The 14196-nt window shown below is 71.3% G+C and carries 13 protein-coding genes; 2 read left to right on the top strand and 11 right to left on the bottom strand.

Features of this window, described 5'->3' with window-relative positions; translation table 11 throughout:
- From K8Z49_RS13255 to K8Z49_RS13205, 11 genes are all read right to left on the bottom strand, one after another.
- On the bottom strand, window positions 1-483 hold the full coding sequence (locus K8Z49_RS13255; RefSeq protein ID WP_033331437.1) for a deaminase: 483 nt from the start codon (window positions 481-483) through the stop codon (window positions 1-3).
- Window positions 484-628: 145 nt separating this feature from the next.
- Entirely contained in the window at window positions 629-1639 is a 1011-nt protein-coding gene (locus K8Z49_RS13250; RefSeq protein ID WP_021595654.1) for a LacI family DNA-binding transcriptional regulator, read from the bottom strand.
- 36 nt (window positions 1640-1675) lie between these two features.
- Window positions 1676-3100, bottom strand: a complete 1425-nt coding sequence (locus tag K8Z49_RS13245; protein WP_412518993.1) for a GH1 family beta-glucosidase — start codon at window positions 3098-3100, stop codon at window positions 1676-1678.
- On the bottom strand, window positions 3097-3918 hold the full coding sequence (locus tag K8Z49_RS13240; protein WP_033331439.1) for a carbohydrate ABC transporter permease: 822 nt from the start codon (window positions 3916-3918) through the stop codon (window positions 3097-3099). Before K8Z49_RS13240 ends, K8Z49_RS13245 begins: the two co-directional genes overlap by 4 nt.
- Before the next feature lie 77 nt (window positions 3919-3995).
- Window positions 3996-4982: a carbohydrate ABC transporter permease gene (locus K8Z49_RS13235; RefSeq protein WP_021595657.1), complete on the bottom strand. Its 987-nt coding sequence runs from the start codon at window positions 4980-4982 to the stop codon at window positions 3996-3998.
- Between the two features lie 111 nt (window positions 4983-5093).
- Window positions 5094-6389, bottom strand: a complete 1296-nt coding sequence (locus K8Z49_RS13230; protein ID WP_235206398.1) for an ABC transporter substrate-binding protein — start codon at window positions 6387-6389, stop codon at window positions 5094-5096.
- 187 nt (window positions 6390-6576) lie between these two features.
- Window positions 6577-7623, bottom strand: a complete 1047-nt coding sequence (locus K8Z49_RS13225) for a LacI family DNA-binding transcriptional regulator (protein WP_024935074.1) — start codon at window positions 7621-7623, stop codon at window positions 6577-6579.
- A gap of 10 nt (window positions 7624-7633) precedes the next feature.
- Window positions 7634-9265: a glycoside hydrolase family 13 protein gene (locus tag K8Z49_RS13220; RefSeq protein ID WP_021597789.1), complete on the bottom strand. Its 1632-nt coding sequence runs from the start codon at window positions 9263-9265 to the stop codon at window positions 7634-7636.
- Between the two features lie 31 nt (window positions 9266-9296).
- Window positions 9297-10121, bottom strand: a complete 825-nt coding sequence (locus tag K8Z49_RS13215; protein WP_021597788.1) for a carbohydrate ABC transporter permease — start codon at window positions 10119-10121, stop codon at window positions 9297-9299.
- Window positions 10118-11137, bottom strand: coding sequence for a carbohydrate ABC transporter permease (locus K8Z49_RS13210; protein WP_412518991.1), 1020 nt, complete (start codon window positions 11135-11137; stop codon window positions 10118-10120). Before K8Z49_RS13210 ends, K8Z49_RS13215 begins: the two co-directional genes overlap by 4 nt.
- A 5-nt stretch (window positions 11138-11142) precedes the next feature.
- Window positions 11143-12456, bottom strand: coding sequence for an ABC transporter substrate-binding protein (locus K8Z49_RS13205; RefSeq protein ID WP_412518989.1), 1314 nt, complete (start codon window positions 12454-12456; stop codon window positions 11143-11145).
- Between the two features lie 205 nt (window positions 12457-12661).
- Here K8Z49_RS13205 and K8Z49_RS13200 point away from each other — a divergent pair, with 205 nt between their 5' ends.
- Window positions 12662-13363 carry a nucleotidyltransferase domain-containing protein gene (locus K8Z49_RS13200; RefSeq protein WP_021597785.1) on the top strand — a complete coding sequence of 234 codons (702 nt, stop codon included), beginning with the start codon at window positions 12662-12664 and terminating at the stop codon, window positions 13361-13363.
- The gene (locus K8Z49_RS13195) at window positions 13360-14103 is read left to right on the top strand and encodes a nucleotidyltransferase domain-containing protein (RefSeq protein WP_024935076.1); all 744 of its coding nucleotides are present in this window, start codon (window positions 13360-13362) and stop codon (window positions 14101-14103) included. Before K8Z49_RS13200 ends, K8Z49_RS13195 begins: the two co-directional genes overlap by 4 nt.
- Window positions 14104-14196: the final 93 nt, after the last annotated feature.

Here is a 14196-nt window from a genome sequence, read left to right as displayed (position 1 = left end):
CTAGGAGCAGGCGCGGGTGTGCAGTTCGCGCATCGCCGCTTCGAGGGCGGCGACCGGCCCGTCCACCCGGATCCCCGGCACGACCTCCTGGATCGGGATCGCGTTGACCGGCCCGGGCGGCACGCCGAGCTCGGAGCGCCACGCGGAGACCTGCGCGGACGAGTGGATGTAGACGATCCGGCCGAGCCCGACCCAGCCGTGCGCCGCCGAGCACATCGGGCAGTGCTCGCCGGAGGTGAACACCACGGCGTCCGCCCGGTCCTCGGGCGCCATGTTCCGCGCCGCCCAGCGGGCCACCTCGAACTCGGGGTGGCGGGTCTGGTCGCCGTCCGCGGTCCGGTTGCGGTCCTCGAACAGGACCTCGCCGGACGCCGACACCAGCACGGTCCCGAACGGCTCGTCCGCGGCCTCCAGGGCCTCGGCGGCCAGTTCGACGCAGCGGTTCAGGTGGACGAGCTCGGCGGCGGTCGGTTCGTAGGTCATGGACGTCAGCTCCTCGGCGTGGCGGACCGCCAATGATCATAGGCCGGGGACGCGGAGGGCGCGGACCGCGTCTCCCCGAGGGCGCCGGTGAGGGGGCCCGCTGAGGGGCGCCGACGGGCGGCGCCGCCCCCTCACCGGCACGTTCTCAGGCGGACTCGCGCAGGACCAGGTGGGGTCGCAGGATGATCACCGGCTCCTCGACGGTCTCGCCGCGGATCCGCGAGACCAGCAGCCGGGCCATCTCCAGGCCCATCTCCTCCGGCGACTGGTGGACGGTGCTGAGCGGAGGGTCGGCCAGCGGGGCGGCGGCCGAGTCGTCGAAGCCGATCACCGCGACGTCGCCCGGGATGGCGCGGCCGTGCCGGTGCAGGACGCGCATCGCGCCGAGCGCCATCGGGTCGTCCGCGGCGAACACCGCGTCCAGGGCCGGCTCGGCGGCCAGCAGCCGCTCCGCGGCGGCGATGCCGCTGGCCTCGCCGAAGTCGCCGTACTCGACGTACTCGGGCAGGCCCGCCTCGCCGAGCGCCTCCCGGTAGCCGGCCAGCCGGTCGATGCCCACCCCCATGTCCTGCGGGCCGGCGATGGTCGCGATGCGCCGCCGGCCGCCCGCGATGAGGTGGGAGACGGCCTCGCGGGCGCCGCTGCGGTTGTCGACGTCGACGTAGCTGACCGGGTGCAGGCCGGGCGGCCGGCCGCCGAGGACGGTCGGCACGCCGTTGGCCTCCAGCTTGGCGGGCAGCGGGTCCTCGGCGTGCAGGGAGGTGAGGAGCACCCCGTCCACGTGCTGGGTGGTGAGGTACTCCTCCAGCCGGCCGTACTCGGCGGGGGAGCGGGCGAGGGCGAGCAGGAGCTGCAGCCCGGTGTCGCCGAGGCCGTTGCTGATCCCGCGGATGATCCCGGCGAAGTACGGCTCGCCGAACAGCCGCTGGTCCGACTCGGCGACGACCAGCGCCACGGTGTCGGTGCGGCGGGTGACGAGCGTGCGCGCCGCGCGGTTCGGGACGTACCCGAGCTCCTCGATCGCCTTCAGCACCGCCTCGCGAGCCTGCGGGCTGACCCGCGGCGAGCCGTTGACCACCCGGGACACCGTCCCGCGGCCCACGCCGGCCCGCGACGCGACCTCCTCCAGGGTCGGGCGCGTGCTCCTGCCCGTCATCTGGCCCCCTCCGTCCGTACCTCGCCCCACCCGCGGTCAGCCGCGTTCGGGCAGCCCGCCCCGCCGGATCACCCCGGCGTACCACCGTGCGCTGTCCTTGGGCACCCGGCGCTGCGTGGCGTAATCGACGTGGACCAGCCCGAAACGCTTGGAGTAGCCCCAAGCCCACTCGAAATTATCCAGCAGGGACCAGGTGAAGTAGCCGTGAAGCGGCACTCCCTCGGAGATGGCGTCGTGGCACGCGCGCAGGTGCGCGTCGAGGTAGGCGATGCGCCCCGTGTCTTGGACCGTGCCATCGCCGTCCGGCGTCTCGTCGTAGCCCGCCCCGTTCTCGGTGATGTACAGCGGGACGGACGGGTACTCGCGGTGCAGCCGGGTCAGCACCTCGTACAGGCCGCGCTCGTCGATCTCCCAGCCCATCCCGGTGACCGGGCGGCCGGCCGGGACGAACCGGACGTGGTCGCTGCCGACCCAGGGGGAGTGCGTCGAGAACGGCGACGACGCGGTCTGCGCCGCCTCGCCGGGCGTGCCGGCGACGGTGTGCCGCGAGTAGTAGTTGATGCCGAGCTGGTCGATCGGCTGGTTGATCTTCGCGGTGTCCGCGTCCGGCGGCGCGAACCCGTACCGGGCCGTGTCGGCGAGGACGTCCTCGGGGTAGCGGCCGAGCAGCAGCGGGTCGAGGAACAGCCGGTTCTGCAGCCCGTCGATGCGGCGCGCCGCGTCCACGTCCGCGGGGTCGTCGGTCGCGGGGGACACCGCGTACAGGTTGACGGCCGCGCCGAACCGGTTGTCCGGGTGCCGGGCCCGCATCGCCTCGACGGCCAGCCCGTGGCCGAGCATCAGGTGGTGCGCGGCCAGCAGCGACGCCGGCGGGTCGAGGCGCCCGGGCGCGTGCTCCCCGGACGCGTAGCCGAGGAACGCCGCGCACCACGGCTCGTTGACCGTCATCCACTGCCGGACGCGGTCGCCGAGCACCGCGTGCACGTGGGACGCGTACTCGGCGAACCGGTGCGCGGTCTCCCGCTCGGGCCAGCCGCCCTTGTCCTCCAGGGGCTGCGGGAGGTCCCAGTGGTAGAGCGTCGGCCAGGGCTCGATGCCGGCCTCCAGCAGCGCGTCCACCAGCCGCCGGTAGAAGTCCAGGCCTTCCTGGTTGAAAGCGCCGGTACCCGTCGGCTGAACCCGCGACCAGGAGATCGAGAACCGGTACGCGGTCAGCCCGAGGCCGGACATGAGCGCCACGTCCTCGGGGAAGCGGTGGTAGTGGTCGACCGCGACGTCGCCGGTGTCGCCGCCGAGGACCTTGCCCGGGGTGCGGCAGAACGTGTCCCAGATGGACGGTCCGCGTCCGCCCTCGCCCGCGGCGCCCTCGATCTGGTAGGCGGCGGTGGCGGCCCCCCAGCGGAACCCGGTCGGGAAGGGTGCGGCGGGAGCCGCGCTGGTGTCGTCCTGTAGGGAGGTCACGCTTTCACTGCACCTTCCATGATTCCGCCGATGATCTGGCGGCCGAACACGATGAACACGATGAGGAGCGGCAGGATCGCCACGCTGGTCCCGGCGAACATGAGCGTGTAGTCCTTGAAGTACGCGTTCGCCAGGTTGTTGATGGACAGCTGCACCGTCGGGTTGTCGGGGTTCAGCACCGCGAGCGGCCACATGAACTCGTTCCAGGTCTGCATGAACGTGAACAGCCCGAGGACGCCCGCGGCGGGCCGCAGCGCGGGGAGCACGACGCGCCAGTAGATGCCGAACGTGGTGCAGCCGTCGACGCGGGCCGCCTCGATCAGCTCGTCCGGGACGGCCTGGTCGGCGTACTGCCGCATCATGAACACGCCGAACCCGGTGACGAGGAACGGGACGATGACGGCCTGGAGCTGGTTCTGCCAGCCCAGCTCCACCATGATCATGTAGAGCGGGATGATGCCCATCTGCACCGGGATCATCATCGTCGCGATGATCGTCAGCATCAGCCCGTTCTTGCCGCGGAAGCGCAGCTTGGCGAAGGCGAACCCGGCCAGCGAGGCGAAGAACACCGTGGAGACCGTCACCGCGGCGGAGGCGATCGCGGAGTTCAGCAGGCCCTTGGCGAAGTAGGCCTCCGGGTTGTCGAACAGCCGTCCGACGTTGTCGGCGCCCTGCCCGCCGGGGAGCAGCGGCGGCGGGACGTCGGCGACCACGCTGTTGGTGCGGGTCGCCACGATGATCATCCAGTAGATCGGGAAGATCGACAGCACCAGCGCGACGATCAGCGTGATGTAGGTCAGCGGGCTGGCGTTCCACATGCCGCGGAAGCGGCCGGGACGCGCGGCGGCGTGCTTGGCGTCGGTGCGCCGGCCTCCCGGGCCGGCCAGGAGCGTGGTCACTTGGTGCCTCCGGTGCGCCGCACGGCCAGGAAGTTGATCAGGGAGAACACGATGATCATCACGAACAGCGCCCAGGCGACGGTGGCGCCGTAGCCGTACCGGTCATGGCCGAACGCGTTGTCGTACATGTACATCGTGATCGTCTGGAACTGGTGCGACGCGCCGCCGTCCATCTTGTTCGGCGTGCCGACGCTGAACAGCACGGGCTCGGTGAACAGCTGGAGCCCGCCGATGGTCGAGATGATCACCGTGAAGATGATCGTGGGCCGCAGCATCGGCACGGTGATCTGCCAGAACTGCCGGATGCGCGACGCGCCGTCGATCGCGGCGGCCTCGTACAGGTCCTTCGGGATCGCCTGCATCGCGGCCAGGTAGATCAGTGCGTTGTAGCCGGTCCAGCGCCAGTCGACCATCATCGCGATGGCGATCCAGGACCAGCCGCGGCTGCTCGTCCAGTTGATCGGGTCGATGCCGACCAGCCCGATCACCCAGTTGATCATGCCCCAGTCGGTGTCGAACATCTGGGTGAACACGATCGCGACGGCGGCGGTCGAGGTGACCAGCGGCGCGACCATCCCGATCCGGAACAGGGTCGGCAGCCGCATCCGCCGGTTCAGCGCGTTGGCGATCATCAGCGCGATCAGCAGCTGCGGGACGGTCGAGACCGCGAAGATCCCGATGGTGTTGACCGTGGCGTGCCAGAAGTCGGCGTCGGTCAGCAGGTAGTCGTAGTTGTCGAGGCCGATGAACTCCCGCGTGCCGGACGCCAGCTCCCACTCGTGGAGGGAGACCCACAGCGTGTAGACGAGCGGGAACGCGCCGAAGAGCAGGAAGACGATGTAGAACGGCGAGATGAAGGCATAGGGGGCGCCCTTCACATCGAGCCGCGCCAGGCGGGCCCGCCAGGTGCGGCGGGGTGCCGGGCGGGCCTGCGCCGGCGTGGGCGGCGGGCCGTTCCGGCTGGGGCGCAGATCGGTGGTCATCGTCGTGCGCCTCCTTTCCGAGGACGGTCTGAGCAGAGGATGGGAACGGCGGCGGCGCCGGCGGGGAGGTGACGGCGCGGCGCCGCCGCCGTGGTCAGCGTGCCCGGGGGGTCACCGGGCGGCCTTCTCGGCCTCCTCGACGGACTTCGACCACGCGTCCTCCGGCTTCTGCTTGCCCTGGCCCACGGAGATCAGGACGTTCTCCACCGCGGACCGCACGTCCTCGTTCTTCGGCCCGAGGTGGACCGGCTTCACCGAGGCCACGAGCTGCCCGAAGATCTGGCCGATCGGGGCGTCGTTGAAGTACGCGCTCTTCGCGCCCGCGACCGCCGGGTCCTGCGCGGCCTGCGGCGAGGACGGGAAGACGTTGGCGGCCTTGAACGCGCCCACCTGGCCCTCGGGGGAGGTCAGGAACTTGGCCAGCTCGGCGGCGGCCTTCGCGTGCTTGGTCTGCTTCGGCACGGCCAGCCACGACCCGCCCCAGTAACCGGAGCCGCCGGGCGTGGTCGCCACGTCCCACTTGCCCTTGCCCGCGTCACCCGAGAACTCCTCGATGCCCCCGAGCATCCAGGACGGACACGGCAGCGTCGCGAACGTGTCGCGCTTCAGCGCCGTCTGCCACGGCGGCGTGAAGATCGACATGTCGGCGGTGAGCTTGTTCTGCGCGAACTTCAGCGACGTGTCGAACGCCTGCCGCACCGCGGGGTTGCTCTCGAACACGAGGTTGTCGCTCTTGTCGAAGAAGCTGTAGCCGGGGCCGGCGCCGGCGTTCTGCAGGACGGTGGCGCGGAAGACGGCGGTCGGGCCGTCCAGCCACTTGCTGCCGGGCACCTGCTGCTGGAACTTCTGCCCGGTGGCGAGGAACGCGTCCCAGGTCGGCCACAGCTTGCCGACCTCCCCGCGCTCGGTCGGCAGGTCCGCCTTCTCGAACAGGTCCTTGCGGTAGCACATGGCGAGCGGGCCCACGTCGGTGCCGAGGCCGATGAGCTGCTTGCCGTCCGGGGTGACGCCCATCTGCCACTTCCACGGCAGGAAGTTCTTCTCCAGATCCTTGCCGCCGTGGTCGAAGAGGTTGACGAACTTCGCCTTCTGCTGCATGTAGAGCGGCAGGATGCCCTCCTCCAGCATGACGACGTCGCCCGCCCCGCTGCCGGTGGCCATCCACTGCTGGATGCGCGGCTTGTACTCGTCCAGCGTCGAGACCTTGCGCTGCTTGATCTTCACGTTGGGGTGGGACTGCTCGTACTGCTTGTAGAGCGCGTCGTATCCCGGCTCGCCGAAGACGTCGACGGTGAGCTCGACCGGCCCGCTTTCGGAGCCGCCGTCGTCGTTGTCGTCCCCGCCGCAGGCGACGGCGAGGCCGCCGACGAGCACGGCCGCCATCGCCGTACTCAGTCCGCGCCGCATGATGGCCCTCATCGCGGACCCCTCTCAGGTTGTGTTGTGCAGGTGTGTGGGAGCGCTCCCACGAAGGAAAGACCGTGACCCGGCTCACTGTCAATGCGCCGCAACACAACCGTTACAAGAACCTGGCTCCGGCGGGAGCCCGGCCGGCGCGCGCCCGGCGGCCGGCCGGCCCCTCGCCGGCCCCCGGTCAGCCCTCCGTGACGGGGGTCAGCCGGGCCGCCGCCGGGGCCGGCGCCGTGGACCGCCGGACGACGAGTTCCGGCCGGTAGAGCAGCTCCGTGCGGGGTGCGCGGGCCCCGCGGATCTCGTCCAGGACGGTGCTCACCGCGGCCATCGACATCTCCCGCACCGACTGCCGGATGGTGGTCAGCGGCGGGTCGAGGTAGGCGGTGAGGAGCGAGTCGTCCATCCCGGTCACCGACACGTCCGCGGGCACCCGGAGGCCGCGCGCCCGCGCGGCCCGGATCGCGCCGAGCGCCATGATGTCGTTGCCGCCGCAGATCGCCGTGCAGCCTGCGTCGAGCAGCTTCGCCGCCGCGGCCTGCCCGCCCTCGACCGTGTACATGGTGTTGACGATCAGCTCGTCGACCTCCTCCGGCGCCAGGTCGGTGTGCGCCGCCATCCCGCGCCGGAAGCCCTCGGTCTTGCGCCGCGTCGGGACGTAGACGTCCTGCCCGATCGCGAGCCCGATCCGCCGGTGGCCCATTGCGGCCAGATGCGCGACGATCGCCTCCAGCGACGCGACGTCGTCGTTGGAGATGTACGGCGCGTCGATGTCGGGCCGGTACCCGTTCACCAGGACGATCGGCAGCGCCTGCTCCAGCAGCCGCGCGTAGCGGGCGCGGTCGGAGTTGGCGTTGGCGTGCAGGCCGTTGACGAAGATGATCCCGGCGACGCCGCGCTCCAGCAGCATCTCGATGTAGTCGTCCTCGGCGACGCCGCCCGGCGCCTGCGAGCACAGCACCGCCATGTACCCGTGCCGGGCGAGCGCGCTCTCGATGACCTCGGCGAACGCCGGGAAGATCGGGTTGGTCAGCTCGGGGATGATCAGCCCGATCAGCCCGGCCCGCTGCTGGCGCAGCCGGGCCGGGCGCTCGTAGCCGAGCACGTCCAGGGCGGTCAGCACCGCCTGGCGGGTGCCCGGGGACACGCCCGGCTTGCCGTTGAGCACGCGGCTCACGGTCGCCTCGCTCACCCCGGCGTGCGCCGCGATGTCCGCCAGGCGTGTCGTCATGGGTTTCAAATTATCGCTCCTCGACGTCCCACCACAGTGCGGTGTCCGGGGGCAGTTCGGCCTGTTCGCCGTCCATGTGGACCGGTCCGCTCGCGAGGAGCGGCGTCCCGGGCACGGGGACGGGCGCGGCGCGGTCGCCCATGTTGACCGCGCAGGCGAGCCGCCGTTCCCCGCCGCCGGCCTCCCGGACGAAGACCAGTGTGCCCGGTGGGCCCGCCAGCCAGCGCAGCCCGCCGTCGCCGAGCGCCGGGTGCTCGCGCCGGACGCGCAGCGCCTCGTGGTAGAGGGCGAGCACGGAGCCGGGGTCGTCGCGCTGCGCGGTGACGGTCAGGTCGCGCCACGCGGTGGGGATCGGGAGCCAGGACGCGCCCGCGCCGAAGCCGAACGGCGGCTCCTCGCCCTCCCACGGCAGCGGGACGCGGCAGCCGTCGCGGCCCGCGCCCTCCCCGCGCAGCCGCTGCGGGTCCCGCTGGTACTCCTCCGGCAGGTCGAGCACCTCCGGCAGGCCCAGCTCCTCGCCCTGGTAGACGTAGGCCGAGCCGGGCAGCGCGAGGGTCAGCAGCGCCGCCGCGCGGGCGCGCCGCAGCCCCCGCTCGCCGCCGCCGTACCGGGTGACGTGCCGTTTCACGTCGTGGTTGGACAGCACCCAGGTCGCGGGCGCGCCGACCGCCCCGGCGGCGCGGAGCGACTCGTCGATCACCTCCCGCATCCCGGACGCCTCCCAGGGCGCGGTCAGGTAGTGGAAGTTGAAGGCCTGGTGCAGCTCGTCCGGGCGGGTGTAGTCGGCGAGTCGCTCGGGGGTGGGCGCCCACGCCTCCGCCACGGCGATCCGCTCGCCGTCGTAGGAGTCGAGCAGCCGGCGCCATTCGCGGTGGATGTCGTGAACGGAGTCCTGGTCGAAGTACGGCAGGACGGCCGTGCCGAGCATCTCCACCTGGTCGGCGTGGCCGACGTCCGGCAGGCCGGGGGCCTTGGCCATGCCGTGCGCGACGTCGACGCGGAACCCGTCCACGCCGAGGTCGAGCCAGAACTTCAGGATGTCCGCGAACTCGGCGTGGACCTCGGGGTTCTCCCAGTTCAGGTCGGGCTGCCGGGACGCGAACAGGTGCAGGTACCACTGGCCGTCCGGCAGCCGCGTCCAGGCCGGGCCGCCGAACACCGACTCCCAGTCGTTCGGCGGTTCGGCGCCGTCCGGGCCCCGGCCGTCGCGGAAGACGTAGCGGGCGCGTTCGGCGGATCCCGGGGCCGCGGCGAGCGCGGCCTGGAACCAGGCGTGCCGGTCGGAGGTGTGGTTCGGCACCACGTCCACGATGATCCGCAGTCCGTGGGCGTGCGCGTCGGCGATCAGGCCCCGGGCGTCGGCGAGCGTGCCGAACAGCGGGTCGACGTCGCGGTAGTCGGCCACGTCGTAGCCGAAGTCGGCCATCGGGGAGACGTAGAACGGGGTCAGCCACAGCGCGTCCACGCCGAGGTCCGCAAGGTACGGCAGCCGCGACCGGACGCCGGGCAGGTCGCCGACGCCGTCGCCGCCGGAGTCGGCGAAGCTGCGCACGTACACCTGGTAGATGACGGCGTCGCGCCACCAGCGGGTCCCGCCGGCGGTGCCGCCGCCGGCGGGGACGAGCAGGGTGTCCTGGGTCATGAACATCCTTCGAATCGGGAGCCGTCAGGAGCTACTTGACGCCGCCGGCGGTGAGCCCGGCGACGATCCGGCGCTGGAACACCAGCACCACGACGATGAGCGGGACGGTCACGACCACCCCGGCGGCCATCTGGGTGCCGAACGGCTGGTCGAACCCGGAGACGCCGGTGAACTTGGAGATCGCGACCGTGGCGGTCTGCATCTCCTTCTTGTTGACCATGGACAGCGCGATGAGGAACTCGTTCCACGCGGCGATGAACGTCAGGATCGCCGTGGTGAACACCCCGGGCGCCGCCAGCGGGATGATGATCTTGCGGAACGCCTGGCCGCGGGTGCAGCCGTCCACCATGGCCGCCTGCTCCAGCTCGAACGGCAGCTGCCGGAAGAACGCCGTGAGCAGCCAGACCGACAGCGGCAGCGCGAATCCGAGGCTGGGCAGCACCATCGCCTGGTAGGTGTTGATCCACTTGATGTCGGTGAAGAGCTTCAGCAGGGGAACGAGCTGGGAGATTCCCGGGAACATCGTCGTGGCGACGATGAGCCCGAGCACCGCGTTCTTGAACCGGAAGTGCAGCCGGGCGAGGGCGTACGCGGTGAACGTGCCGATCAGCAGCGTCAGCACGGTGGTGGTGCCGGCGACGATGACGCTGTTCAGCAGCGCGCGCCCGAACCCGTTGTCGCCGGAGAACACCGCGGAGAAGTTCTCCCCGGACCACCGCGCCGGGACGATCGAGTTGTCGAACTGGTCCTGCGGGCGGCGGAACGCCGAGACCGCCATCCAGTAGAACGGCGCCAGGCAGTACACCGCCACCGCCGCGAACCCGAAGTAGGACAGGAACCGCTTCGCCCGCGTCATGCGGCCCTCCTCGTGCCCTTCACCGGCCTGCTCCTGCGTTCGCGCCCGGTGTGCTGGCGGGCCTCGCCGATGATGTCGGCGCCGAGCAGCTTCACGAACAGGTACGCGATCAGCGCGATGTACAGGAACAGGACGGTCGCGTACGCCGCCGCCGACCCGTACCGCAGGTTGGACGCCTCGAACCAGGCGATCATCGTCAGCGTCTCGACCGACCTCTGGTTGACGCCGATCAGCACGGCGGGCAGGTCGAACATGCGCAGCACGTCCAGCATCCGGAACAGCACGGCGACCAGCAGCGCGGGCTTGACCAGCGGCAGCGTGATCCGCCAGAACTGCTGGACCGGGCCGGCGCCGTCCACCCGCGCCGCCTCGTAGACGTCCCGGGGGATCATCTGCAGGCCGGCGAGGACGAGCAACCCGATGAACGGCGAGGTCTTCCACACCTCGGCGATGACGACGGCCGTCTTGGCGGGGAACCCGTCGGCGGTCCACAGGATCTCCTGGCGCAGCACCGCGTTGGCTGCGCCGTCCGCCTGGAAGATCCACCGCCACAGCAGGCCGGAGATCGCGGTCGGGACCGCCCACGGGACGAGGATGCTCGCCCGCACGATCGCCCGCCCCCGGAACGCCCGGTGCATGATCAGCGCCATCGCGACGCCGATCACCGTCTCCAGCACGACCGTGGTCAGCGTGAAGAACGTCGTGTTGCCGAAGGCGTTCCAGAACGCGCCGGCGCGGTCGCCCTGGAAGATGGCGGTGTAGTTGTCGAGGCCGACGAACCGGTCGCCCTCCACGACGAACCCTTCGGCGTCCAGCCCCTCGCCGCGCGCGTACAGCGACTCGCGGAACCCGGCGAGGACGGGGTAGCCGATGACCAGCGCGAGCACGAGCAGCGTGGGGGACAGCAGCAGCGCCGCGAGCCGTTTCGTCCCCTGCACGTCGCGCCGGCGCCCGCGCGGCGCGCCCGCCGCGGGGGTGCCCGCGGCGGACGGCCTCTGGTTTCGCGTGGTGGTCATGCCGCTCACTGCGCGGTCAGCGGCCGGAGCTTGGACTGCAGATCGGCCAGGGCCTGTTCCGCGGACTTCTTGCCGGTCACCGCGTCGTACATCTCACCCTGGACGGCGGCTGTCACGTCGCCGTACTTCACCGCGACCGGACGCGGCTTGGCGTTCGCGATGGCCTCCTTGAGGACGGGCAGATAGGGGAACTTCTTCACCATCTCCGGGTCGTCGTACAGCGCGGCGATGGTCGGCGCCTTCGACGTCGCGATCAGGTTGGCGCGCTGCGACTGCTCACCGGCCAGGTACCGGATGAAGTCGAGCGAGGTGGCCTTGTTCTCGGCGAACGCGGAGATCGCGAGGTTGTGGCCGCCGAGGTTGGCGACGCCGGGGCCGGACGGGCCCGGCAGCGGCGCGACCGCGAACTTGCCCGCGACCTTGGACGAGCCGTCGTCGGAGTTCGCGAGGGCGTACTGGTAGGGCCACTGCCGCTGGAAGAGCAGCCTCCCGGACTGGAAGTAGCGGCGCCCGCCCTCGGTGTCGAGGGTGACGGCCTCCTTCGGCATGTGCTCCTTCTTGGCCTTCACGAGGAACTCCACGCCCTGCTTGGCCTGCGGCGTGGTCAGCGCGGGCTTGCCGTCGGCGCCGATGATCGAGCCGCCGGCGCTCGCGATCGCCTCGACCGCGCTGATCGTCATGCTCTCGGTCTTGTTGACCTCGGTGAAGAAGCAGTCGACGTCCTCGCCCTCGGGCAGCTTCCGGACCTTGTCGCAGGCGGCCCACATCTCGTCGTAGGTCTTCGGGGGCTCGGCGATCCCGGCCTTCTTGAGCAGGTCCTCGCGGTAGTAGAGCATCCCCGCGTCGGACGTGGACGGCACGGCGTACAGCTTGCCGCGGTACTGCCCGGTGGTGACGGTCGCGGGCAGCATCTTCGACAAGTCGATCTGATGCTTGGGGAGCTGCGTCAGCCACCGGTTCGCGGCGAACTCCGCCGTCCACACCACGTCGAGGTTGAGCACCGAGTAGGCCTCCGACTTGGTGGTCGCGTTCTGGATCATCTGCTGCCGCTGCTCGTTCGGCTCGTCCGGCAGCTCGATGAGGCGGACCTGCTCCTTCGGGTGCTCGGCGTTCCAGCCGTCCAGCTGCTTCTGGAGGTAGCCCGAGCGGTCCTTGCCGGTGACGAAGGTGATCGGACCGCGGCCCTGCAGGCTCGCCGCGCCCGTGCCGCCCGCGGAGCCGCCGTCATCGCCGCCGCAGGCGGAGAGCGAGAGCGCGAGGGCGGCGCAGATGAGGCCTCCAGCCAGAGGGGCGCCGCCGATCGGGGGGATGCGCCGCATGGTGTCCTCCTTCGCGGGGCGCGCCGTCCGGCCGGCGCCCCGCAGGTCACGAGATGGGGTGGCTGGACGGGGACGTTAGCAACGCGTTTCAGTCCCGTAAACCTCTTGCAGAAACTTTCAGCAAGTCCGTGGCCGATCTGTAACCCTTTGCGGGCCGTCGGCAATCCGGTCGACACGCCCGGAGGCGCTGCGCGAGGCTTCCTCCGTGACCGAACCCGACCGCGCCGCGGCCCTCGGCCTCGTCCGCGACCACACGATCCTGTCGGTGGTGTCCGGCTCGCGAGCCTACGGGCTGGCGACCGATGCCAGCGACGTCGACCGGCGCGGCGTCTACGCCGCGCCGGCCCCTCTGTTCTGGCGTTTCACCAAACCGCCCACCCACGTGGACGGCCCGCTGCCCGAGCAGTTCTCCTGGGAGCTGGAGCGCTTCTGCGAGCTGGCGCTGGCCGCGAACCCGACCGTCCTGGAGTGCCTGTGGTCGCCGCTGGTCGAGCGGGTGACGCCGGTGGGGGAGGAGTTGCTGGCCGTCCGGTCCGCCTTCCTGTCGCGGCACGCGCACCGCACATTCCTCCGCTACGCCCAGGCGCAGTTCCGCAAACTGGAAGGCGACTTGCGCAACGGCGGCGTCCCGCGCTGGAAGCACGTCATGCACATGCTGCGCCTGCTGGAGAGCGGCGTGCACCTCGTCCGGCACGGCGAGCCGCGCGTGGACGTCGGCGGCCTGCGCGACCGCCTCCTCGCCGTCCGCCGGGGTGAGGTCGGCTGGGACGAGATCGAGGCGTGGCGCGCCTCCCTCACCGCCGACCTGGAGGAGGCCACGGCCCGCAGCCCCCTGCCGCCCGAACCCGACCGCGCCACGGTCGAGGAACTGCTGATCTCCGTCCGACGCAGGAGCGTGACGTGGTGAACCTCCCCGAAGGCATGATCGACCGCTTCGCCGCCGACCACCCGTACCCCCGCGCGTTCCTCACGGTGAGCGGCGCGCACCTGTACGGCTTCCCCTCCCGGGATTCCGACGTCGACCTGCGCGGCGTCCACCTGCTGCCCCTGGAGGAGATCGTCGGGCTGGAACCGGGCCAGGACACCGTCACGCTGATGTGGGACCACGCCGGCGTGGAGGCCGACGCCGTCACCCACGACCTGGCGAAGTTCTGCACGCTGCTCCTGCGGCGCAACGGATACGTTCTGGAGCAGGTCATGTCGCCGCTCGTCGTGGCCACCTCCCCGGTGCACGAGGAGCTGCGGGCCCTGGTCCCCGGGCTGGTCACCTTCCACCACGCGCACCACTACCTGGGGTTCGCGCGGAACCAGTGGAGGCTGTTCGAGAAGTCCGGCGAGCTGAAGCCGCTGCTCTACACCTTCCGGGTGCTGCTGACGGGCGTCCACCTGATGCGGACGGGCGAGGTCGAGGCCGACCTGACGCGGCTCGCCGGCGGACCGCCCTACCTTCCCGACCTCGTCGAGGCCAAGCGGGCCGCCGAGCACGGCGCGCCTCCGCGGGACGCGCCCGGCCCGCCCCGCCTGCGGGACGACGTCGCCGCGCTCACGGCCCTGCTGGAGGACGAGCGCGACCGAAGTCCCCTTCCCGAAGCGCCCGCGAACCACCGCGCCCTTCACGACTTGGTGGTCCGCACGCGCCTAGGCTGAACCCTCAAGAGCCTCCCCTGCGTGCCACCGGTTATACGGACCGTTTTTGGACGCAACCACCCGGTGCGGTCGCCACGTACCAGGAGTGATTGC

Source organism: Actinomadura madurae, assembly GCF_047130825.1.
GTDB lineage: Bacteria > Actinomycetota > Actinomycetes > Streptosporangiales > Streptosporangiaceae > Spirillospora > Spirillospora madurae.
The sequence above is the reverse complement of the archived record's forward strand: the minus strand, read 5'-3'. Positions and strand labels throughout refer to the sequence as shown.

What these genes read in the sequence shown, in the direction of transcription:
- K8Z49_RS13255 (WP_033331437.1), bottom strand. Translation starts at nt 483, where the DNA reads ATGACCTACGAACCGACCGCCGCCGAGCTCGTCCACCTGAACCGCTGC.
- K8Z49_RS13250 (WP_021595654.1), bottom strand. Translation starts at nt 1,639, where the DNA reads ATGACGGGCAGGAGCACGCGCCCGACCCTGGAGGAGGTCGCGTCGCGG.
- K8Z49_RS13240 (WP_033331439.1), bottom strand. Translation starts at nt 3,918, where the DNA reads ATGTGGAACGCCAGCCCGCTGACCTACATCACGCTGATCGTCGCGCTG.
- K8Z49_RS13235 (WP_021595657.1), bottom strand. Translation starts at nt 4,982, where the DNA reads ATGACCACCGATCTGCGCCCCAGCCGGAACGGCCCGCCGCCCACGCCG.
- K8Z49_RS13230 (WP_235206398.1), bottom strand. Translation starts at nt 6,389, where the DNA reads ATGCGGCGCGGACTGAGTACGGCGATGGCGGCCGTGCTCGTCGGCGGC.
- K8Z49_RS13225 (WP_024935074.1), bottom strand. Translation starts at nt 7,623, where the DNA reads ATGACGACACGCCTGGCGGACATCGCGGCGCACGCCGGGGTGAGCGAG.
- K8Z49_RS13220 (WP_021597789.1), bottom strand. Translation starts at nt 9,265, where the DNA reads ATGACCCAGGACACCCTGCTCGTCCCCGCCGGCGGCGGCACCGCCGGC.
- K8Z49_RS13215 (WP_021597788.1), bottom strand. Translation starts at nt 10,121, where the DNA reads ATGACGCGGGCGAAGCGGTTCCTGTCCTACTTCGGGTTCGCGGCGGTG.
- K8Z49_RS13210 (WP_412518991.1), bottom strand. Translation starts at nt 11,137, where the DNA reads ATGACCACCACGCGAAACCAGAGGCCGTCCGCCGCGGGCACCCCCGCG.
- K8Z49_RS13205 (WP_412518989.1), bottom strand. Translation starts at nt 12,456, where the DNA reads ATGCGGCGCATCCCCCCGATCGGCGGCGCCCCTCTGGCTGGAGGCCTC.